The 21322-nt window shown below is 70.5% G+C and carries 16 protein-coding genes and 1 pseudogene; 4 read left to right on the top strand and 13 right to left on the bottom strand.

Going from position 1 to position 21322, the window contains the following annotated elements:
* The first annotated feature begins 40 nt into the window (after positions 1–40).
* The gene (locus tag IE124_RS05500; protein WP_189505344.1) at positions 41–1000 is read left to right on the top strand and encodes an SMP-30/gluconolactonase/LRE family protein; all 960 of its coding nucleotides are present in this window, start codon (positions 41–43) and stop codon (positions 998–1000) included.
* A gap of 65 nt (positions 1001–1065) precedes the next feature.
* Here the strand turns inward: IE124_RS05500 and IE124_RS05495 are convergent.
* From IE124_RS05495 to IE124_RS05480, 4 genes and pseudogenes are all read right to left on the bottom strand, one after another.
* Positions 1066–1452 (bottom strand): annotated as a pseudogene (locus tag IE124_RS05495) (dihydropyrimidinase); the annotation flags it as partial.
* Positions 1359–1727, bottom strand: a complete 369-nt coding sequence (locus tag IE124_RS35995; RefSeq protein WP_370468735.1) for a hypothetical protein — start codon at positions 1725–1727, stop codon at positions 1359–1361. The gene IE124_RS35995 and the pseudogene IE124_RS05495, both read right to left, overlap by 94 nt.
* Positions 1728–1935: 208 nt before the next feature.
* Entirely contained in the window at positions 1936–2934 is a 999-nt protein-coding gene (locus IE124_RS05485; RefSeq protein WP_189505342.1) for a winged helix-turn-helix transcriptional regulator, read from the bottom strand.
* Between the two features lie 137 nt (positions 2935–3071).
* A complete protein-coding gene (locus IE124_RS05480) occupies positions 3072–6806 on the bottom strand; it encodes a S8 family serine peptidase (protein ID WP_189505340.1) in 3735 nt (1244 codons plus the stop codon).
* Between the two features lie 344 nt (positions 6807–7150).
* Here IE124_RS05480 and IE124_RS05475 point away from each other — a divergent pair, with 344 nt between their 5' ends.
* The 3 genes from IE124_RS05475 to IE124_RS05465 all read left to right on the top strand — a co-directional run bounded on the left by IE124_RS05475 (position 7151) and on the right by IE124_RS05465 (position 9594).
* Entirely contained in the window at positions 7151–7564 is a 414-nt protein-coding gene (locus IE124_RS05475) for a DUF7144 family membrane protein (protein WP_189505338.1), read from the top strand.
* A 228-nt stretch (positions 7565–7792) separates the two neighbouring features.
* Entirely contained in the window at positions 7793–8020 is a 228-nt protein-coding gene (locus IE124_RS05470) for a hypothetical protein (protein ID WP_189505336.1), read from the top strand.
* A gap of 242 nt (positions 8021–8262) precedes the next feature.
* Positions 8263–9594: a DUF1254 domain-containing protein gene (locus tag IE124_RS05465; RefSeq protein ID WP_189505334.1), complete on the top strand. Its 1332-nt coding sequence runs from the start codon at positions 8263–8265 to the stop codon at positions 9592–9594.
* A gap of 125 nt (positions 9595–9719) precedes the next feature.
* Here the strand turns inward: IE124_RS05465 and IE124_RS05460 are convergent, their stop codons facing one another.
* From IE124_RS05460 to IE124_RS05420, 9 genes are all read right to left on the bottom strand, one after another.
* Positions 9720–11309 (bottom strand): long-chain-fatty-acid--CoA ligase, encoded by a 1590-nt coding sequence (locus tag IE124_RS05460; protein WP_189505332.1) that lies wholly within the window; start codon positions 11307–11309, stop codon positions 9720–9722.
* Between the two features lie 72 nt (positions 11310–11381).
* Entirely contained in the window at positions 11382–13088 is a 1707-nt protein-coding gene (locus tag IE124_RS05455) for an aldehyde dehydrogenase family protein (RefSeq protein WP_189505330.1), read from the bottom strand.
* A gap of 83 nt (positions 13089–13171) precedes the next feature.
* Positions 13172–14476, bottom strand: a complete 1305-nt coding sequence (locus tag IE124_RS05450) for an MFS transporter (RefSeq protein WP_189505328.1) — start codon at positions 14474–14476, stop codon at positions 13172–13174.
* Positions 14477–14527: 51 nt separating this feature from the next.
* Positions 14528–15451 carry a TauD/TfdA dioxygenase family protein gene (locus IE124_RS05445; RefSeq protein ID WP_189505325.1) on the bottom strand — a complete coding sequence of 308 codons (924 nt, stop codon included), beginning with the start codon at positions 15449–15451 and terminating at the stop codon, positions 14528–14530.
* A 114-nt stretch (positions 15452–15565) separates the two neighbouring features.
* Positions 15566–16168: a TetR/AcrR family transcriptional regulator gene (locus tag IE124_RS05440; protein WP_189505323.1), complete on the bottom strand. Its 603-nt coding sequence runs from the start codon at positions 16166–16168 to the stop codon at positions 15566–15568.
* A 460-nt stretch (positions 16169–16628) separates the two neighbouring features.
* On the bottom strand, positions 16629–17645 hold the full coding sequence (locus tag IE124_RS05435; protein ID WP_189505321.1) for a TIGR03842 family LLM class F420-dependent oxidoreductase: 1017 nt from the start codon (positions 17643–17645) through the stop codon (positions 16629–16631).
* Between the two features lie 46 nt (positions 17646–17691).
* Positions 17692–19095, bottom strand: coding sequence for a dihydropyrimidinase (gene hydA / locus IE124_RS05430; RefSeq protein WP_189505319.1), 1404 nt, complete (start codon positions 19093–19095; stop codon positions 17692–17694).
* Positions 19096–19122: 27 nt separating this feature from the next.
* Complete coding sequence (locus IE124_RS05425) at positions 19123–20403, bottom strand: aspartate aminotransferase family protein (RefSeq protein WP_189505317.1); 1281 nt, start codon at positions 20401–20403, stop codon at positions 19123–19125.
* A complete protein-coding gene (locus IE124_RS05420) occupies positions 20400–21242 on the bottom strand; it encodes a nitrilase-related carbon-nitrogen hydrolase (protein ID WP_189505315.1) in 843 nt (280 codons plus the stop codon). Before IE124_RS05420 ends, IE124_RS05425 begins: the two co-directional genes overlap by 4 nt.
* Positions 21243–21322 lie beyond the last annotated feature (80 nt).

Here is a 21322-nt window from a genome sequence, read left to right as displayed (position 1 = left end):
TCAGATTCGGTACATGGCAGGTTCGTAAGGAGTGGACTCCATGAGCGGCGAGCGCCCGGGGCTGTACGAGATGCTGGACGACCGGTTCCGTACCGGGAGGTGTATGAACGGTGACGAGGCGCTGGAGGTCCTGTTCACCGGCTGCCGATGGGCCGAGGGACCGGTCTACGTGCCGGCCTGGCGCCAGGTGGTCTGGAGCGACATCCCCAACGACCGGATGCTGCGGTGGGACGAGGAGACCGGCGCGGTCGGCGTCTTCCGCCGCTCCGCCGGACACACCAACGGCAACACCCTCGACCGCGAGGGCCGATTGATCACCTGTGAGCAGGGGAACCGCCGGGTGACCCGGACCGAACACGACGGCACCCTCACCGTGCTGGCCGACCGCTGGCAGGGCAGGCGTCTGAACAGCCCGAACGACGCGACGGTGAAGTCCGACGGTTCGATCTGGTTCTCCGACCCGGACTTCGGCATCACCAGCGACTACGAGGGGTACCGCGCGGAGAGCGAGATCGGCTCCAACAACGTCTACCGGATCGACCCGGCGACGGGCGAGGTGCGGCTGGTCGCGGACTGCTTCGGCGCGCCGAACGGCCTGGTCTTCTCGCCCGACGAGCGTCAGCTGTTCGTCTCAGACACCCGCGCGGGCTTCATCCGGGTCTTCGACGTACGCGAGGACGGCACCCTGTCCGACGGCAAGGTGTTCGCCGAGGCCTGGGCCCGCGACAAGGCCCGCTTCGACAACCTCCGCTTCGACGACGGCGGCCGGCTCTGGGCCGCCGCGATGGACGACGGCGTGCACTGCTACGACCCCGACGGCACCCTGATCGGTCGCCTCAACGTCCCCGAGGCCGTCGCCAACATCTCCTGGGGCGGCGCCAAGCGCAACCGCCTCTTCATCGCCGCCGAGACGAGCCTGTACTCGGTGGTCATGGCCGTCACCGGCACGCACCCGACCGGACCGGGACGCCGGCCCTGGCTGCAGCCCGCGCCCCGGTGAACCCCGGGCCGCCCGTCACCGCCCACACCCCGGGCGGGACGGGCCGCACCACCGGCAGGATCGTGCTGACCGAGGTTGTCGGTGGACAGGAACAGGTACTGCGGGCAGGTCTCGCCGAAGACGGGCAGCCCCTTGTCGCGGGCGGCGGCGATCTCGGCGACCGCCTCCTCCGCGGAGACGTGGACGACGTAGAGGGGTGCGCCGGCGACCCGGGCGAGCTGGATCGCGCGGTGGGTGGCCTCGGCCTCCAGCAGGACCTTGCGGACCTCCCCGTGGTAGCGGGGGTCGGTCTCGCCGCGGGCGAGTGCCTGCTCGACGAGGACGTCGATGGCGATGCCGTTCTCCGCGTGCATCATGATCAGCCCGCCGTTGTCGGCGGAGCGCTGCATGGCGCGCAGGATCCGGCCGTCGTCCGAGTAGAAGACCCCCGGATACGCCATGAAGAGCTTGAATCAGTTGAAATACCCCCTGGGAGTCGTGTGGGCGTCCTGCGCACCCGCTGAAGCACGCCGGCGATCTCGCCGCGGCTCGCCCAGAACGACCTGCCCGTGCTTTGGATGAGGGCGGCGGAGAACGCCGGGGTGGGGATGCCGCGGCGGACGGCGGAGGCGCTGACCTCCCGCCACGGCACCCGGGCGTTGGCGATCTCGCTCGCGAAGGTCTCCTCGGCCAGCAGGCCGGCGAGCTTCGGGTCGGCGGTGTCGGCTGCGCGGACGCGGTCGAGGATGCCGGCGCGGATGACGCACCCGGCTCGTACCGTCCTCGCGTTCTCCCTGCTGTCCTTCGCTGTCGACAGCGGTGGGGCCGCCGCCCGCGCTCACCGCATGCCCGCCACGCCCGCACTCGCCTTCCCCCAACAGCCCGAGCCCCGGCTGGGCGGCGCCGACTGGCGGCCGCACTTCATCGACTACCTCTACCTCGCCGACGCTTGCCGGTCACATGGGAAGGGGCTCCGCCCAGCCGTTTCGCACCGCGCAGGCGCCGAGCTGCATCCGGGTCCGGACACCGGCCATGTCCATGAGATGACGCAGGCGCCGGTGCAGCGTGCGTGGTGACAGACCGAGTTGTGTCGCGGCCGCCAGGTCCGTCAGGCCGGCCAGGAGCAGCGCGAGGATCCTGCGGTCGAGCTCGGTCGGGCCTTGCGGACCGACCTCGACGGTGGGTTCGGATGCTCCTTCCGTGGCCGACAGCGCGAGCGGGTCGGCAGTGCGCCATACCGTCTCGAACAGAGCGTCCAGCGCGTCCAGCAGTCCGCTGCGGTGCAGCAGCGCGGCGCCGGGCTCACCGTCCGATGTGACCGCGAGCGGGACGAGGCCGAGGTCGGCGTCGGCCAGCACGAGCTTCATCGGCAGCTGGTCGGCGACACGCAGTTGCACACCCTTGCGCAGGGAATCGATCGCGTCGTCGAGGATGCCCGGCTCTGCCAGCACGGCGCGGTCCAGTACCGCCCGGAACTGCACGCCTCGGCCGATGGCCATGGGTTCGGCCGTGTTCTCGTCGGGCGGCAGGGCGACGAACGGTGCGGTGATGAAGGAGCGGACCTGCGTACGGGCTGCCTGCTGTACCTGGAGGAAGCGATGCCGGATGGCGTCGACGCCCGTGACGACCTCGATGAGATCGCTGATGCTGCTCCCGGTCATCGCCGCACGGTGTTCCTCGGCGAAGGTCGCCAGGGCGTGCTCGGCCAAGCGCAGCCCGTCCCGGCGCTGGCTGATGAGGGCGCCGAGGGCCATGGCCGGCGGCGCCGCGGTGAACCGTTCGTCCGCCGACCTGGTCGCCAGTCCCCACTCGACGAGGCGGGACAACGCCTTGTCCACTTGGGCCTGCGACACGACGGCAAGGTCGGCGAGAAGGAACGCGGTGGAGTTCGGCCGTCCGAGCAGCGCCCGGTAGACACACTCGTCATCGGGGTCGAGGCCCAGAACGTCCAGCATCGGCGACCGACTCTCTTCCGCTTGCCGCAGCGGAGAGAGTATGCGCCACGGTGGCAGCCCCTGAATAGTCCCTGCTGGGAGCGGGTGCGAGGGGAAGGGCCCCGGGGAGTCGCCTCCCCGGGGCCCGACAGTGCGGTTCATCGCAGACCGTACGCCCGGATGATCTCGTTCTTGACGCTGAAGCCGCCGTCCGTCCCAGCGCTCGCGCGGACCGAGACGAAGCCGCCGGGCTTCTTGGCCGTCTTGAACGAACCCGTCCAGTAGCCGCCGGCGCCCTTGGCCACGGTCACCTTCTGCCAGGTGGCGCCGTCGTCGTACGAGACGTCCAGCTTCACCGTCGTGACGGTGCCCGGTACCGTGCCGCTGCCCATCGACACCGGGTTGAGGGCGATCCGCTGGGTCTCGTCGGCCTCGACGTCCCCGTGCAGGTCCGTCGCCAGCGAGTAGTCCAGGTTCAGCACCGAGAACCGCTCGAAGAAGTCCGAGTCGACGGTGTCGGACATGTAGGTCCACTCGGTGTGGGTGCGGGTCGACAGCCGGAAGGCGTCAGCGGGCCGTTCCACATCGAGGACGGCGCGGTAGGGCAGGTTGCCCGCCGGTACCTCCACCCACTGCATGTCGCCGCTGACCGGGTTGTCGTGGATCAGCGTGTCGCCCTGGAATACCTGCAGGTGGGACGGGGTCTCACCCCACGGAAGGTAGCCGCCCAGCCGCATGTTGTCGCTGGCCGAGGCCCATGCCTGGACGTTCCAGGTCATGTAGTTCTGCCAGCGGGAGTTGTACACGCCGAAGGACTCGCCCTGGCCGGGACGGGACAGGGGCGCGAACCAGTTGAGGCGGGTGGTGCTGCCCTTGGCGTACGTGTTGTCGCCCGACACCATCACCCAGGGCAGGGCGGTGTCGACGCCCTGCGCGTGGAACTCGCGCCAGACCTGGCCGGGGGTCACCCATTCGGTGCGGGTGCCGGGGTGCCATTCCATCTCGGGGAAGTTGAACGACGGGCTGAGGGTGAAGTCGGACCGGTAGCCCTCCGACAGCTTGCCGTCCGTGGCCGAGTAGTAGTGGGCGTCGATCCGGGCGAGGTCCCGCTGGGCCGGCTTGTAGACCAGGGGCTGGTCCGGCACCTGGCCGGGGTAGTCCCGGGTCAGGTCGTAGACGTAGGGCGTGTACTCGGTCTGCTTCACGGTCAGCCTGAAGACGCCGGCCTTGGCCATGGCGATGAGGCCCTTGCCCGCGTCACGGTGGACGGTGGCGACCGGGATGGCGGACTCGCCGACGTACTCCATCAGACCGCCGACACCGTCGTTGACCACGATCAGTGCCTTCGCGCCGGCCGCGACCGCGGCCTCGGTGCGCTCCTGCGGCGAGACCTCGTCGCTGCGCTCGACGACGACGACCTTGCCCTTGGCGCCGACCTTCGCGTACGCCGCCACCGCGCCGTTGCCCGCGTAGACGGTGCTCAGCCGCTCCGTGCCGGTGCTCAGCCCGCTGCCCGCCTGCACCCGGGCGTCGAAGCGGACCCGGCCGTCCTGCGTGCTCAGGCCGAGCTGCGGCTCGCCCTTGCGCCAGCGGGTGACGAGCATGAACTCGCCCTGCTTCATCGCCTCGGTCGGCGCGACGTAGACGTCGTCGTACGTCGGCGGCAGCACGTACGCGCTGCGGTAGTCCATGTACGGGTCGAGGCCCTCGTAGTGGACGTTGAAGTCGACCTTGCGCTGGCGGTCCTCGGTGCGCTGCGGCGCCTCGGTCTGCAGCAGGTTCGCCTTGCTCGCGTCCAGGACCACGTCCGCGGAGCCGTCCTCGAGCACGGTCTCCGGGTCGACGAGGACGGCCAGACCGGAGCGGTCCGCCTTCTCGCCGGCCACGTCGACGTACCCCGCGACGGTGTAGAGGCCGGGTGCCATGCGCATGGTGGTCGAGCCGTCGACGTAGACCTGCCACGGCCAGAAGTCGCCGGCCAGGTTGACCGTGACCCAGCCGACACCGGGCTTGCCGTCCCGTCCGACCAGCTTGATGTTCAGGTCGTACCGCTCCTCCTCCTTGAGCAGTGCCACGGCGGTGCGGGTCACCGGCTGGCCGGTGGCCGCGTCGGTGGCCGTCACGTAGCCGGCGTGGCGGCCTGCCGAGGCGGTCCGCGGATCACCGGTGACGGGGACGGCGGCGGTGCCGCCCGCCGGGACGGTCACCGTGGTGGCTCCGAGCGTGAACGGTCCGCCGTCGTTGCTCAGCGCCAGGTTCAGCGTGACGTCGGCGGAACCGGTGTTGGTGTAGGTCAGGTCCTTCGTGACGGCGACGTCGCTCGGCTGGTGCGGCCAGGTGTGGTTGCCGAAGAAGAGCGATCCGGTGCCGCGGACCGTCGTGCGCACGGCGGAGGCCACGTCGAGACGGCCGGTGCCGACCTCGTACGGCGAGTACCCGCCGTCCAGACCCTTCGCGGTGCTCATCAGGTGTTCCTTGAGCTGCGTGCCGGTCCAGTCCGAGTGCTGCTGGGCCAGGATGGCCGCTGCGCCCGCCACGTGCGGGGTGGCCATCGAGGTGCCGCTGATGGTGCGGTAGAGGCCCTCACCACCGCCGGTCATCTCCTGCGAGCGGGCCGCGGTGATGTCCACGCCGGGAGCCGCGATGTCCGGCTTCATGCCGCCGGACCGGGCCAGCGGACCGGTGCTGGAGAAGGACGCGAGCCGGTCCTGCTTGTCCGTGGCGGCCACGGTCAGCGCCGAGGCGGCCGCACCCGGGGCGGAGATGCTCTCCGGGCCGGAGTTGCCTGCGGCTATGACGAACAGCGTGCCGTACTGCGCGGACAGCGCGTCGACCGTCTGCGACATCGGGTCGCTGCCGTCGGTCGGGTAGGAGTCGCCGAGGCTCATGTTGACGACGTCGGCACCGGACTCGGCGGCCCACTGCATGCCGGCCATGACCCAGGAGTCCTGGCCGGAGCCCTCCGCACCGCCGAGCACCTTGCCGACGAACAGGTCGGCGCCCGGGGCAACGCCCTGGTTGTCGCCTCCGGAGGCTGCGCCCGAACCGACGATCGTGCCGGCCACGTGCGTGCCGTGCCCGTTGACGTCGGTGATGCCCTCCCCCGGCACGAAGCTGGCCGTGCCGTCGATCAGGCCGGCGAAATCGGGGTGGTCGGCGTCGATGCCGGTGTCGAGCACCGCCACCTTGACGCCCTTGCCGTCGTACCCGGCGGCCCAGGCTTCGGGCGCGCCGATCAGCGGCACGCTCTCCTTGAGACTGGCCTCCACGCGACCGTCGAGCCACAGCTTCGCGACTCCCGCACCCAGCGTGTCGCTGCCCTGCGGCGCGACGGAGGTCCAGAAGGTGCGGGTCTGCCGCTTCTCGGTGCTGAGCGCGGCACCTCGGATGCCCTTGAGCTTTCGGGTCAGCTTGCTGCCCCGGGGAGCCGTGGGCTCGACGGCCGCGCGGGACTTCGGCTGGATGTACGTCGCGATCAGCGGTACGGCGGCCGACTTCGCGTCGTCGTACCCCATCTCGATCAGGTCGGTGACGTTGAACAACCGCCGGTCCAGCTTGTCCGCGCCCAGAAGCGGCGCGGCCTCGTCCGGTATGACGAACAGGTCGCCCTTGATCTGCTGGATCTTGACGCCGCCGACGGCGCTGTCCGGCCGGTCGACTTCGGCGGCATGCTTGCCGTCGGCCATGGTGGTGACCGTGACGACGTCGCCGGTGACCAGGGTGACCTTGTGGGTCGCCGAAGGCTTGGCGGGGACGGTGGGCTTGGCCGGAGCGGCCTGCGCGGGTGCCTGCAGGGCGACGAGCCCCGAGGCCAGCAGGGGCACCACGGTGGCCGCCGCAATCAGCTGCCAGCGCCCGCGCCGGAAGGCGGAAGGATGAGAAGGGGAGTCCATGGCATGGGTCTATCGACCGGTGAACGCCGTCGTGAAGGCCTCATGACGGCAAGTCCTCGCCATGGCAAAGGCTTGCCTGTCGTGAATCGTGGGATTCCGGACGGAACATGACGAGCCTCGGGCGGGCGTCCTGAGGTGTCACCCCACGTCCCGCTGACACGTCGCTGACGTGCTGCTGACATGCGAAGGCGGGCTTCCAGCCTCGCCGAGGGGGCGCGGCGCCACCGGTCTTCTCGCCTTGCCGACGTGCGTCCGGAGGACGACGGGGGTCAGATGGGATGTATTCGGTCGACCGAGCGGAGACGTCTCGACGGACCGGGCCGGACGACATGGAGGAGCCTGGCATGACGACCCCCACGAGCTCACCCGGTCGGCGAGCGGACACACACAGCAGCGGTTGGCTGGTGTTTGCCGCCGTCATCATGATCTTCAACGGCATCATGATGCTGCTCGGAGGCATTTCGGCCATCGCCAAGGACGACGTGTTCCTGGCCACTCGCAACTACGTCTACGAGCTCAACCTCACCGGCTGGGGCTGGATCCACCTCATCCTGGGCATTCTGATCGCGCTCACCGGCGCCGCCCTGTTCACGGGCGCCACATGGGCCAGGGTCGTCGGCGTGGGGCTGGCCGGACTCAGCATGATCGCCAACTTCATGTGGCTCCCCTACACGCCGTGGTGGGCGCTGGTGTTCATCGCCATCGACGCCCTCGTCATCTGGGGGTTGTGCGTCGCGCCACGGTCGATGAAGGACTGACGGCCGGGACCGGCTCCCATGGCACACGAAACAGCGACAGGGGATTCAGGCTGCGGCAATACGCCAAGGCCCCCTCGCTATATGCGTCTGTGGTTACCGGGACCGGCTGCCGAAAGCGGTGCCGGCGACCTTCACCGGGACGTTCGCCTTCGCGTTCTCCTTGCTGCGCAGCGTCGAAACCGGCTCGTACTCCCGGGGCGTGACTGGGAGAACTTCCTTCAGCTCGCCGTGTGCGAGATCCGCGAGTACGGAAGGTCATGCGTACAGGTCTGCCGACGGCTCCACGCCATGCTCGACGGCCTGCTCGACACCCTGCCGCCGTCCCAGCACGCCTCCGTGCGATGGGAGATCGGCCTGCTCCAGGAGCCGATCGATCGAGAGTTCACCGACCCGGCCCTCCGGGCCATCGCGCAACAGCCCGACCACCAGGGCATCGGTGGGAATTACCCGTCGTAGTGGGCCCTCACACGTCCGTCCGTGCCGGACCCGCGCAAGCAAGGGCATCAGCCGCCCTGTCGCGCGAGGTGGAGGTCGTCAGCGGCCTCCTGGGCCTGGGCGGAGCGGTCGGCGCCGCTCGTTGCCGGTCAGATCCGACGCCTCGTCCGCGTCACCCGTCCGGCGGACTCGCCGGGCGGCGGAGGGGCCGGGCTCATAGCGTCGGGCCCGAACGGGGGTCGTCCACACACCTGGAGTAGCCGATGACGGATGAGTCGATGGAGAAGCTGGCCACGGAGGCATGGCTTTACGGGTATCCGCTGGTCACGGCGGCCGTGACGAAGGGCAACATGACGGCGGTCCCGGCGCGGGACGACGCGCGTCGGAAGGCCCCGGTCAACCAGTTCTGCTATATGCGCACCACCCCGGACTCCTCCTTCACCGAGGTCGTCTCGCCGAACGCCGACACCCTGTACTCCAGCGCCTGGCTCGACCTGTCCGACCAGCCCCTGGTGCTGACCCTGCCCGAGTTCGACGACCGGTTCTGGATGGTTCCGATCCTGGACGCCTGGTCGAACGTCTGCGCCGTCGTCGGCCGGCGCAGGAACGGCCCCTCGGCGGGCCCGTTCCTGATCGCCGGCCCGGCCTGGTCCGGAACGGTTCCCGACGGCCTGACCCTGCTGAAGTCCCCCACCGCTGTGAACTGGATCATCGCCCGGTACGCGACCAGCGGCCCGTCGGACTTCCCGGCCGTCAACCGGCTCCAGGACGCCACGCGGCTGATCCCGCTGTCGCAGTGGACCGGCGACCCCGACGACTACTCCCCTCCCACCGACGTCCCGGTGCCCGCCGGCGCCGACACCACGACGGCGCCCGTCGACCGGGTCCACGCGCTCAGCGGCCGCGACTACTTCGCCCTTCTCAACCGGATGATGGTCGACAACCCGCCCGACCCCGGCGACGCCCCGTTCCTGGGCGGCCTCGCCAAACTCGGCATCGCGCCCGGCGCGAGCCTCGACGACCTGTCCGCCGAGGAGCTCGCCGTCCTGGACGCGGCCGCACGGCGCGGCCCGGAGGCCCTGGACGAACTGCTCGCCCGGGCCGAGGCCGCGAAGACCAGCGGATGGGCCGTGCACCGGGGACTGGGGGACTACGGAACCGACTACGCCAAGCGCGCGGTCATCACCCGGTTCGGCTACGGAGCCAACCTCGACGCCGACGCGCTGTACCCGCACGCGACCACCGACGCCGAAGGCCGGCCCCTCGACGGTGCCCACGCCTACGTACTGCACTTCGAGGCCGGGAAGACCCCGCCCGTCGACGGCTTCTGGTCCCTCACGATGATGAACGAGCGCCAGCTCTTCGCCGACAACCCGCTGAACCGGTACGCGATCGGCGACCGCAGCGGCATGCGGACCAACCCCGACGGATCCCTGGACATCCACGTCCAGCACGACAGCCCCGGACCCGAGCGCGAGAGCAACTGGCTCCCCGCCCCCGCCGGAAGCTTCAACGTCTTCCTGCGCCTGTACTGGCCCCAGCAGCCCGCCCTCACCGGCGACTGGACCCCGCCGGCGTTCCAACGCACCGGCTGAACCGCAGCTGCTCGCCTCCTCGTCACTCCCCCACGGCACGTCTGGACCTGTCGGGCACGTACGAGATGGTTCCATGACGCCACACGTCCGCCCTCGGTCCTCTCAGGCCCGAGGGCGGACGTCGCTCATCGAGCCCCGTCGGTCCCGTGGTCGTCCGCGGGGTCGTCCTCGTCCCTGAGCTCGCGCTTGAGGATCTTGCCGGTGGCGTTGGTGGGCAGGACGTCGCGGAAATCCACGAGGCGGGGGTACTTGTAGCCCGCCATCTCCTCCTTGCACCAGGCGATCAGCTCGTCCTCGGTGAGCGTCGCTCCCGGGGCACGGACCACGCAGGCCTTGATCTCCTCGCCGTGGCGGTCGTGCGGCACGCCGATGACGGCCGCCATGCTCACGGCGGGGTGAGTGAGCAGGACCTCCTCGATCTCCCGCGGGTACACGTTGAAGCCACCGCGGATGATCATGTCCTTGGCCCGGTCCACGATGTAGAACCAGCCGTCGGCGTCGCGGCGTGCAAGGTCACCGGTGCGGAACCAGCCGTTGCGCATCACCTCGGCGGTCGCCTCGGGCCGGTTGTAGTACCCCTTCATGACGTTGTGGCCGCGGACGACGATCTCGCCGATCGCGTCGGCGCCCTTGACCGGGGTCCAGTCCTTTTCGACCAGGTCCACCTCCACGCCCCAGACAGGGCGGCCGATGGAGCCGGGCCGTACCTCTTCGCCGCGCGGGGCGAAGGTGGCCGCCGGGCTGGTCTCCGAGAGGCCGTACCCCTCCATGATGGTGACCCCGAAGCGCTCGCTGAACCGGCGGTGGATCTCGACCGGCAGCGCGGAGCCTCCCGACCCGGCCATCCGCAGGTTCCCGGCGATCTGCGACAGGTCCGCCTCGGGTGCCTCCGCTTCGAGGAGGGCCCAGTACATCGTGGGAACACCCGCGAAGAAGGTGACCGCGTGCCGCTGCATCAGGGCCAGGGCGGACCGGGCGTCGAACCGGGGCAGCAGTACCAGCGTCGCCCGCGCGGCGAGGCCGGCGTTCATCTGCACGACCTGGCCGAAGGAGTGGAAGAGCGGCAGGCTGATCAGGTGCACGTCGTGCTCGACCTCGCCGAAGAGCTTGTGGCAGGTCAGCACGTTGAGCATCACGTTGGAGTGGGTGAGCTCAGCGCCCTTGGGGCGGCCCGTGGTACCGGAGGTGTACAGGATGACCGCCGTGTCACCGGGCTCCGTGGCCACCGTCTCGAAGTCCGCGCTCTGGTGGGCCAGCGCCGCGGTCAGGGTCTCGGCGCCTGCGATCGGGGAGTTCTCGGTGGGTGCGGCGGTCATCAGGAAGAAGTCGTCGCAGCCGGGCGTCCCGCCGAAGCCGGCCCAGCCCTCCTGGCCTGTCGGAAGATCGGGGCCGCCCTCGAAGCAGAAGTAGGCCTTGGCCTCGGAATCGGCCAGATGGTAGGCGATCTCACGGCCCTTGAGCAGCACGTTGAGCGGGACGACCACGGCGCCGGCCTTGAGGATGCCGTAGTAGACGATCGGGAACCACGGGAGGTTCGGGCAGGACAGCGCGACCTTGTCGCCCGGGCCGATGCCGCGCGCGTGCAGCAGGTTGGCCACGCGGCATGCGGCCGCGTCCAGCTCCGCGTAGGTCAGGCGCTGGGTGCCGAGGACAACCGCCGAACGGTCGGGCACGGCGCGGGCGCTGTTCTCCAGCAGGGCAGCGAGATTGAGCATGAGGTCTCCGTAGGGGATGCTTCGGCGGGCGCCATGGGCGTGGCGGATCCGTGGGACGCCGAGGGCCGGGGGTCAGCCCCGCAGCGCGGCGGCGAAGAGCGCGGGCAGTTTCGACAGGCGCGGCGCCGCCGTGAAGCGGGTGAGGCGCTTCACCGTGGTCAGCGCCGTGCGGTGGGTCAGGAAGTACGGGGGGCGCGGCGACAGCGACGGGTCGCCCGTGACCAGTCCACGCGGGGCCGGCGTGAACGGGGCGCGCAGCACGGTCTTCTCGACGTCTTCCAGCATGAACGCGTTGTGCACGAAGCCGATGCCGCTGCCGATGTCCTGGCGGGTGTGGCCGGGGAAGGCACCCCAGGGGGTGTAGCCGAGCAGGAAGCCCACGGCCGACCAGCAGTTGACGCCCAGTGTGCCGTAGCGCAGATCGGCGATGGCGGTGGCCACGGCCTCCCGGTGTGCCTTCTCGGTCCTCGGGTGGACGATCAGGGTCGCGCCGAGGGTGCCGGGCAGGGTGTCGTTGGCGAAGTCGACGGCGTGGCGCAGGAATTCGGCCGGATCCGTGCCCGGCAGGCGTACGACGCCGAGGGCGCTGCCGAAGACCTCGTCGAGGACGAGGAGGTCTTCGTGGTCGGTGATGTCGGGCACGAGCAGTCGGCAGCCGTCGCCGTGGGTCTCCGCCGCCGGATGCGCCGCGCGTACGGCGGCGAGCCGGTCGGCCGCGCCCGGGTAGTAGTCGGTGCGTGAGGGCAGGTCGCGCAACAGTCGCCGGATCTCGTCGAGCAGCCGCTCGGTGCCGTCCCAGTCGCGCGGCAGGACCAGGATCTGGCTGGCGATGCAGTTGTGGCCGGAGTTGTTCATCTTGCTGGTGACGATGTGCTCGGCCTGGAAGCGGACGTCGGCATCGCTCCACGGGCCCGGCACCACGATGCAGGGACTGACGCCGCCGAGTTCGCTGCTGAAGGGCTTGGCGATCAGCGGGAGGTCGTCACGGTGGCGTCGCTCGGCGTCCTCGTCGGTGCCCCAGACGATGGCGTCGTGGGTGCGGTCGCTGCCGGTGACGTGAATGGCGTCGACGCCTGCGTGGCGGGCGAGGTAGCCGCCCTCGGCCGCGCCGCCGTCGACGAAGCGCAGCCAGCCCCGTTCGACGAACTCGGCGAAGACGTAATCGAAGTGGGGGCGCAGGTAGGCGTTGACCGGGTTCATCTTGGCGATGACGACCTGGCCCTCGGCGTAGAGCTTGTGCAGGATGTCCAGCGCGGTGATGGCGGCGACGTTGCCGGCGCCGAGCACCAGGGCCAGGGCCGGGTCTCCCTGCCTGCCGCGGTACTCGCCCGCGGCGCACGTCCCCGCTTGCTCCGCCGTGACGCCGGGGCGCATCCACACGTGGGCCGTGAACCCGTTGAGCAGCAGGGAGTCCCAGGCGGTAGCGGGGAAGACGTCCACGCGGGTGCGGCCGTTCTCCTCGCGGACCCTCCTGGCGTCCAGCGGATCCTTGCCCGCGGCAATTCGTCGAAGCACGTGCAGCAGCGCCGCGGCGTTCTGGACCAGGGCCCAGGGGCCGCCGATCCAGTCCTCCGCCGCCCACGGCGAGTCCGGTCCGTACCCCTTCGCCAGGGCGCCCGCGCCGGCCATCTCGGCCGCCCGTGCGACGACGCGCGGCTGCAACCGCTCCAGGAGGGCGATGCGTTCGGTGAGCGGGGTGGCGGACCAGGACGCGGCGTTGCCGCGCACGTGGGCCACGGTGCGATCGAGGAAGTCGGTGTCGAGGGCGCTGGTGTTCAACGTCGTTCCTTGTGGAAGGTCGGGAGTGGGGAGGGCGGGGCCCGCTCCGCGCGCTGCGTGCGGAGCGGACGGCACGCGTGGGGTCACGCGGACAGCCTGCGGGCGTCGCGGTCCGGGTCGATCAACGTCAGGGCGGCGGTTCCGCTCAGCAGGAGCACGGCGCCGGTGATGAGCACCGCGTGCTGGTAGCCCTCCGTACCGTGAGCGTCCACGAGTTGACCGATCAGCGTCGGGGCGATCAGGCCCGCGGTGGTCACCACGGCGTTCATGATGCCGAGGGCGCCGCCGCGACGATCGGCCGGAGCCAGTTCCGTGACGGTGGTGACGGCGACGCTGCTCATCGCCCCGGCGAGCCCGAATCCCGCGACCACGAGCACGGCGGTCACGGCACCGGCCGGGGCCACCGGCAGGGCGAGGCATGCCGCCGCGCCGGCGAGTAGCAGTACGCCGCCGACTCCGCCACGGGCCCAACGGCTCGGGGTCCCGCGGCGCAGCAGCCATCCGGTGAGGCCGGCCTGCCCGAGCACCACGACGCCACCAAGACCCCAGACCAGCATCAGCACCCGCGTGGACCCGGCCGAGGTGTAGCCCAGCGCGTCCTGGAGGTACGAGGGCAGCCAGACGAGGGCGAAGGCGATGACCCAGTACGTGCCGAAGTAGGCGGCCGTGGCACCGATCCAGGTACGGGTCGCGAGGATGCGCCGGTACGGCCTCCCGAGCCCGCCCGTCGGACCGGCCGGTCTGTGCTCCGTGTCCGACGCGGCCGCGTACGGCCCCTCGCCGCCGAGGGGGATCCACAGCAGCGCCCACACGACACCGACGAGCGCCACCGCGGCGACGGCCGAGCGCCAGCCGTGGTGCTGGATCACCCATGTCAGTACGGGAGCGGCGACCAGGACCCCGAGGGTGATTCCCAGGACGATCACGGCTCCGGGCAGGTTGCGCCGGTGGTTGGGAAACCAGGACAGGGTGGCCTGCTGGGCGACGGGGAAGGCGGGTCCCTCGGCGGCACCCAGGAGAACGCGTGAGGTGATGAGCACCGCGAGCCCTCCGCCCACCGCCAGCGGTGCCTGGGAGACGGACCACAGGACGGCCATGGCCAGAATCAGCCACTTGGGCCGTATGCGGTCCGCGAGCAGCCCCACCGCGGCCCCGGAGAGCGAGAACAGCAGGAAGAAGGCGCTGCTGGCCAGCCCGAAGGTCGACGCGGACAGGCCGAGGTCCTGCCGGATCTCCTCGGCGGCCAGACCGAGCACGGACTTGTCGGCGAAGTTGATCATCATGAAGACGACGAGCAGCGCGGTGACGGTCCAGGCGCGGCGTCTCGTTCTGCTCGGCACCTTCGGGGGGCCGGCGGGCACAGCGGGTGCGACGTCGGTGTCGGTCACAAGGACTCCGCGGAGACTGGATGGGGAAGGGTGGAGGGGGCGGGAGGTCGGTCAGGAGAGCGGGACGCCGGCGATGGCGATGCGCTCCATGACACGGCGCTGCGGGAAGTAGTCGCTGATCGCGTAGTGCTGGGTGGCGATGTTGTCCCACACCGCGACCGAGCCCGGCTGCCAGCGGAAGCGCACCTGGTACTCGGGGATGCGGGCCTGGAGCACGAGCTCGTCGAGGAGTTCGCGGCTCTCCGGGTCCGACAGTCCGACGATCCGGGTGGTGAAGGGCTCGTTGACGTAGAGGAGCTTGCGGCCGGTGCGCGGATGGCGGACGACCACCGGGTGCTCGACGGCCGGCAGGTTCTCACGGAGCGCGGCGATCTGGCTCGCGGTCATCACGGAGCCCCAGCTCGGCTCCCAGTCGTGTACGGCGGTCAGCCCCTCGATCCGGGCCTTCACGGACTCGGTGAGGTTGTCGTAGGCGGCCGCCATGTCCGCCCACATGGTGTCGCCGCCGGCGGACGGGACCTCGACGGCGCGCAGCACGGAGCCGAGTGCCGGGGCGGCCATGAACGAGTGGTCGCTGTGCCAGATGTTCTCGGTGCCGATGGCCATGGCGTCCTTGGCCAGGCGGGAGACGCCGGTGGAGTTGCCCTTGGGGAAGAAGGGGTTCGGTTCCGGCTGGCCCCACAGCCCGGAGAACGCGAGCTGGGACTGCGGCTCGAACGCGTGCTGGTCGCGGAAGAAGAGCACCTTCCACTCCAGCAGGGCCTTCCTGATCTCCTCCGCGAGCTCCTCGCCGATCGGGAGCGAGAGGTCGACGCCGTCGACCTCGGCACCGATGTGCGGGGTGAGCGGGCAGATGTCCAGGAGCCGGTAGTCGGGCTGGACCGCGTCCGGCGCGATGCGGTCGAGGGTGCGCTTCCCGTAGTGCATCAGCGGCTTGTCGAGCGCGGGGGCGGGGGTGGTGACGGCGGTGTCCATGGTTCCTCCCTGACGAGACCGAAAATCGTTACTGGGAGTATCGTTATTAGGGTGCGGTGAGGCAAGAGGCCTGAGGTGGGAAAAAGGAGAGTCTGGAGTCGCCGCCGGAAGCCGTCAGCCGACCGGGCCGACGGCGCGGGCGACGAGATCGACCAGGTTGTCCACGAAACGGGCGTCAGGCATCTCCTGCTCACCGATCAGCCGGAAGATCAGTGGTGCGGCCACCAACGTGGCCGCGGCCCGGACATCGGTGTCCGGACCCACGTCACCGCGGGCGATCCCCCGTTCGAGGATGCGCCTCGTCTCGCTCGTGATCCGCTCGGTGTACTCCGCGTACCGTCCCCGCACCGCGCCCGCCTCGGCCGCCGCCCCGATGAGCCCCGCGATCAGCCGGTCCGAACCCGGCAGCCGGTAGGCCTCCAGACGAGCGGTGAGGACGAAGCGGAGCTCGGCGCGGAAGTCGCCCAGGTCGGGCACCGACAGGATGCCGATCCGGGTCTCCGCGGCGGCGATGATCAAATCCTGCTTGGTGGGCCACCGTCGATAGATGGCGGGCTTGCTCACTCCGGCGCGTGAGGCCACGGCATCCATCGTGACCGCCCCGATCCCCTGCTCCGTGACCAGGTCCACGACCGCCTTCAGGACGGATCCGGTGACCCGCTCCTCGCGCGGGCGCCCCGGCCCTCGTACTGCCCCGTCCGGTTGCATATCCGCCATGCGCAGAGCCTACGGTCTCCGCCGGACCGACCGGAAAGCGGTGCGCACCCCGGGGACGGCCCCCGTCGGCAGGCACAGCCGGTGTGGATGTCATGCGTGTGAGCCGCCCGACGAGGACTTCGGCCCGCCTGAATGACCATCACGCCACCGCCGCACAAAGGCGGTGAGCCCGCCCCCGCGCGGCGCCCGCCACGTAGTGAGCTCCAGCCGTGGACCTACACCGACCTGCCCAAGGCGCTGGGCTTCCAGGCAACCCCTCCCTGGTGGCCCCTGCCACTGCTCGCCGTCGCAGGCCTGCTGGTCGGTCTCGCCACGGACCCCTCCCACACAACATGGCACTTGCCACTCACAGCTGCGCAGAACGAGCCTGCGGTAGGGGAAGGTGGTGGGCCGCTGCCCACATTCTTCGGTGGGCCGGCACCACGTCGTACCGGCCGTACGGAGGTTCGGCGGCCCCGCGTCAGGCGTTGATCGCGGGGATGATGTCGGTGCCGTAGGCGTCGATGGTGCCCTCGCGGTTGTCGTGCATGTCGTAGACGGCGAACTGGTCGACGCCGAGGTCCTTGAGGTGGCGGAGCTTCTCGATGTGGGTCTCGGCGGGGCCGAGGAGGCAGAAGCGGTCGACGATCTCGTCGGGGACGAACGTGGTGTCGGGGTTGTCGGCGCGGCCGTGGTGGGAGTAGTCGTAGCCGTGCCGGTCCTTGATGTACGCGGTGAGCTCCTCGGGGACCATCGAGGAGTGCTCGCCGTACTTGGCGACGAGGTCGGCGACGTGGTTGCCGACCATCCCGCCGAACCAGCGGCACTGGTCCCGGGCGTGCGCCAGGGCCTCGGGCGAGTCGTCGGCGGTGACATAGGCGGGGGCGGCGACGCAGATCGTGAGGGCGTCGGGGTCGCGGCCGGCGTCCGTGGCGGCCTGGCGGACCGCCTTGACCATCCACTCGGTGAGGAAGGGGTCGGCGAGCTGAAGGATGAAGCCGTCCGCCTTCTCGCCCGCCAGGGCGAGGGCCTTGGGGCCGTAGGCGGCCATCCAGACGGGCAGTTTGCCGTTCTTGATCCACGGGATGCGGATGGCGTTGCCGTCCACCGTCGCTTCGCGGCCCTCCGCGAGGTCGCGGATGACGTCGATGGCCTCGCCGAGGCGGGCCAGGGTGTTCGGCCTGCGGCCGGCGACGCGCATCGCGGAATCGCCGCGGCCGATGCCGCACACCGTGCGGTTGCCGTACATGTCGTTGAGCGTGGCGAAGGTGGAGGCGGTGACCTCCCACGTGCGCGTCCCGGGGTTGGTCACCATCGTGCCCACGTGGAGCTTCGTGGTGTTGGCGAGGATCTGGCTGTAGATGACGAACGGTTCCTGCCACAGCACGGCGGAGTCGAAGGTCCAGCCGTAACGGAAACCGTTGCGCTCCGCCCGGCGCATCAGCCCGACGACCTGCGAGGCGGGCGGGTCGGTCTGCAGGACGAGTCCGAAGTCCACGCGGGACCTCCAAGTTCAAGTCGGTGCGGTGAGGTTCCGGGGCGGTTCAGCCCAGGTACTGGCAGGTGGAGCGGGGCACGAACGTGCCGTGGCCGGCGCGGCCGAGGTACTTGCGGTGGTCGATGACGACCTCGCCGCGCGAGAGGACCGTCTCCACCTGACCGGTGACCGTCCTCCCCTCGTACGCCGAGTAGTCGACGTTCATGTGGTGGGTCTCGGCCGACAGCACCTGGGTGGCGTGCGGGTCGTAGATGACGACGTCCGCGTCCGCGCCGGGCGCGATGGTGCCCTTCTGCGGGTAGAGGCCGAACATCCGGGCCGGGGTCGCGCACGCGATCTCGATCCAGCGGCGCCGTGAGATGTGCCCGTCGACGACGGCCTGGTGGAGGAGGTCCATGCGGTTCTCCACCCCGGGCAGCCCGTTGGGGATCTTCGAGAAGTCACCCCGGCCCAGCTCCTTCTGACCGACGAAGCAGAAGGGGCAGTGGTCGGTGGAGACCACCTGGAGGTCGTTCGTCCGCAGGCCTCGCCAGAGCGCCGCCTGGTGCTCCTTCGGCCGCAGCGGGGTGCTGCACACGTACTTGGCGCCCTCGAAGTCCGGCTCCGCGAGGTTGTCCGTGGACAGGAACAGGTACTGCGGGCAGGTCTCGCCGAAGACGGGCAGCCCCTTGTCGCGGGCGGCGGCGATCTCGGCGACCGCCTCCTCCGCGGAGACGTGGACGACGTAGAGGGGTGCGCCGGCGACCCGGGCGAGCTGGATCGCGCGGTGGGTGGCCTCGGCCTCCAGCAGGACCTTGCGGACCTCCCCGTGGTAGCGGGGGTCGGTCTCGCCGCGGGCGAGTGCCTGCTCGACGAGGACGTCGATGGCGATGCCGTTCTCCGCGTGCATCATGATCAGCCCGCCGTTGTCGGCGGAGCGCTGCATGGCGCGCAGGATCCGGCCGTCGTCCGAGTAGAAGACCCCCGGATACGCCATGAAGAGCTTGAACGAGCTCACGCCCTCCTGGACGAGCCGGTCCATCTCCTTGAGCGTGTGCTCGTTCACGTCGGAGAGGATCATGTGGAAGCCGTAGTCGATCGCGCAGTTGCCGTCGGCCTTGGCGTACCAGGTGTCGAGTCCCTCGCGCAGGCTCTGGCCGACGGTCTGGACCGCGAAGTCGACGATGGTGGTGGTGCCGCCCCAGGCGGCGGCGCGGGTGCCGGTCTCGAAGGTGTCGGAGGCGGCGGTGCCGCCGAAGGGCAGCTCCATGTGGGTGTGGGCGTCGACGCCGCCGGGCAGCACGTAGCGGTCGGTGGCGTCGATGGTCCGGTCGGCGGTCCAGCCGGCCGCCACGTCCGAGCCGTGGGCGGCGAGGGCGACGATCCGGCCGTCCTCGATCAGCACGTCGGCGTGGAGTTCGTCGGCGGCGGTGACGACGAGACCGCCCCGGATGAGGGTACGGGTGCTCACGGGACTCTCCTGCCTGAGAAGGGTGAACTACAGGACTCCGAGCGCCTCTTCGAGGATCGCCGCGCCTTCCTCCGCCTCGGCGACGGTGAGCGAGAGCGGTGGGGCGACGCGCAGGGTGCTGGTGTTGTGACCGCCGCCCTTGCCGATGAGCAGGCCGCGCTCCCGGGCCGCCTCCAGGACGGCGGAGGCCGCCTCAGGGTCGGCGCGGTCGGTGCCCGGCTCGGTGAGTTCGAGGCCGATCATGAGGCCGCGGCCCCTCACCTCCCGTACGGCGTCCACGCCGGCGGCCGCGGCCCGCACCCGCTCGAGGAGGAGGCCGCCGACGCGGCGGGCGTTCCCCTGGAGGTCGTGCTCCAGGAGGTAGGAGAGGTTGGCCAGGCCCGCGGCCATGGTGATCGGCGAACCGCCGAAGGTGGAGATGGAGTTGGCGTCGATGCAGTTCATGATCTCGGCGCGGGCGACGACCCCGCCGACGGACATGCCGTTCCCGATGCCCTTGGCGAAGGTGAGGATGTCGGGCGGTCCGGCCTGGCCGTGGGCCTGCCAGCCCCAGAAGTGGTCGCCGGTCCTGCCCCAGCCGGTCTGCACCTCGTCGGCGATCCAGAGGATGCCGTGCCGGTCGAGGACGCGCCGGAACGCGGCGTACAGGCCGTCGGGCGGGGAGGTGAAGCCGCCGACGCCCTGGACGGGTTCGGCGATGAGGGCGGCGACGTCCCGGGTGTGGCCGAGGAGGTCTTCGAGGTCGGCGACGCAGGCCTCGACGAACCGCTGGTCGTCGTACTGGGCGTACGGGCCGCGGTTGCGGACGCCGCCGTGCACGTACAGCGTCTGGAGCGGGGAGAGGCTCGTCGGCGACCAGGCGCGGTTGCCGGTGATGCCGACGGTGGAGAAGGACCGGCCGTGGTAGCTGTTGCGCATCGCGAGGATCTGGTTCGAGCGGCGGTACGCGGTGGCCAGGAGAAGTGCCGTGTCGTTGGCCTCGGTGCCCGAGGTGGTGAAGAAGACGCGGGCGTCGGGGATGCCGGAGAGGCCGGCGATCCGCTCGGCGAGCTCCACCATGGGCCGGTTGAGGTAGAGCGTGGACGAGTGGATGATCCGCCCGGCCTGCTCGGCGACGGCCTTGGTGACCTCGGGGAGGGCGTGGGCGGTCATGGTGGTGAGGATGCCGCCGAAGAAGTCGAGGTACCTGCGCCCCTCGGCGTCCCAGACGTGGCGGCCCTCGCCGTGGGTGATCTCGATGGGGTCGCGGTAGTAGAGGGCGACCCAGTCCGGGATGACGGCCTTGTGCCGGTCGAAGAGACTGCTCACGGCTGCACCAGCCCGTCGTACGCGTCGGGCCGGCGGTCCCGGTAGAAGGCCCATTGCTGCCGCACCTGCTCGATGAGGCCGAAGTCGAGGTCGCGGACGACGAGTTCCTCGGCCTTGTCGGACGCGACCTCGCCGACGAACCGGCCGCGCGGGTCGACGAAGTAGCTGGTGCCGTAGAAGTCGTTGTCGCCGTACTCCTCCTGGCCGACGCGGTTGATCGCGGCGACGAAGTACTCGTTGGCGACGGCGGCGGCGGGCTGCTCCAGCTGCCAGAGGTGAGAGGAGAGGCCGCGGTGGGTGGCCGAGGGGTTGTAGACCAGCTGGGCTCCGTTGAGCCCGAGTTGGCGCCAGCCCTCGGGGAAGTGGCGGTCGTAGCAGATGTAGACGCCGACCTTGCCGACGGCGGTGTCGAAGACGGGCCAGCCGGCGTTGCCCGGGCGGAAGTAGTACTTCTCCCAGAAGCCCTTGACCTGCGGGATGTGGTGCTTGCGGTACTTGCCCAGGTAAGTGCCGTCGGCGTCGATGACGGCCGCGGTGTTGTAGTAGAAGCCCTCGCCCTCGACCTCGAAGACCGGGACGACGATCACCATCCGGGTCTCCCGGGCGAGCTCGCACATCCGCCGGACGGTGGGGCCGTCGGGGACGGGCTCGGCCCAGCGGTAGTGCTCCGGCTCCTGGACCTGGCAGAAGTAGGGGGCGTTGAACACCTCCTGGAAGCCGATCACCTTGGCGCCCTGCCGGGCGGCCTCCCGGGCGTGCTCCTCGTGTTTGGCGATCATGGATTCGGTGTCGCCGGTCCAGGTCGCCTGGACGAGTGCGGCGCGTACGACGTCGGTCATGAGCTGCTCCTTCGGCACGGCGTCAGAGAGCCTCTACGCCCGTAGACGCGGGGCGTAGGAGGAGAACGTAAGCCCCGTCA

Source organism: Streptomyces narbonensis, assembly GCF_014649015.1.
GTDB classification, from domain to species: Bacteria; Actinomycetota; Actinomycetes; order Streptomycetales; family Streptomycetaceae; genus Streptomyces; species Streptomyces narbonensis.
The sequence above is the reverse complement of the archived record's forward strand: the minus strand, read 5'-3'. Positions and strand labels throughout refer to the sequence as shown.

Bases quoted from the DNA above. Each gene is read 5' to 3' on its own strand.
- IE124_RS05460 (WP_189505332.1), bottom strand. From the start codon at position 11,309: ATGCTCAATCTCGCTGCCCTGCTGGAGAACAGCGCCCGCGCCGTGCCC.
- IE124_RS05475 (WP_189505338.1), top strand. From the start codon at position 7,151: ATGACGACCCCCACGAGCTCACCCGGTCGGCGAGCGGACACACACAGC.
- IE124_RS05440 (WP_189505323.1), bottom strand. From the start codon at position 16,168: ATGGCGGATATGCAACCGGACGGGGCAGTACGAGGGCCGGGGCGCCCG.
- IE124_RS05465 (WP_189505334.1), top strand. From the start codon at position 8,263: ATGACGGATGAGTCGATGGAGAAGCTGGCCACGGAGGCATGGCTTTAC.
- IE124_RS05420 (WP_189505315.1), bottom strand. From the start codon at position 21,242: ATGACCGACGTCGTACGCGCCGCACTCGTCCAGGCGACCTGGACCGGC.
- IE124_RS05480 (WP_189505340.1), bottom strand. From the start codon at position 6,806: ATGGACTCCCCTTCTCATCCTTCCGCCTTCCGGCGCGGGCGCTGGCAG.
- IE124_RS05500 (WP_189505344.1), top strand. From the start codon at position 41: ATGAGCGGCGAGCGCCCGGGGCTGTACGAGATGCTGGACGACCGGTTC.
- IE124_RS05445 (WP_189505325.1), bottom strand. From the start codon at position 15,451: ATGGACACCGCCGTCACCACCCCCGCCCCCGCGCTCGACAAGCCGCTG.
- IE124_RS05485 (WP_189505342.1), bottom strand. From the start codon at position 2,934: ATGCTGGACGTTCTGGGCCTCGACCCCGATGACGAGTGTGTCTACCGG.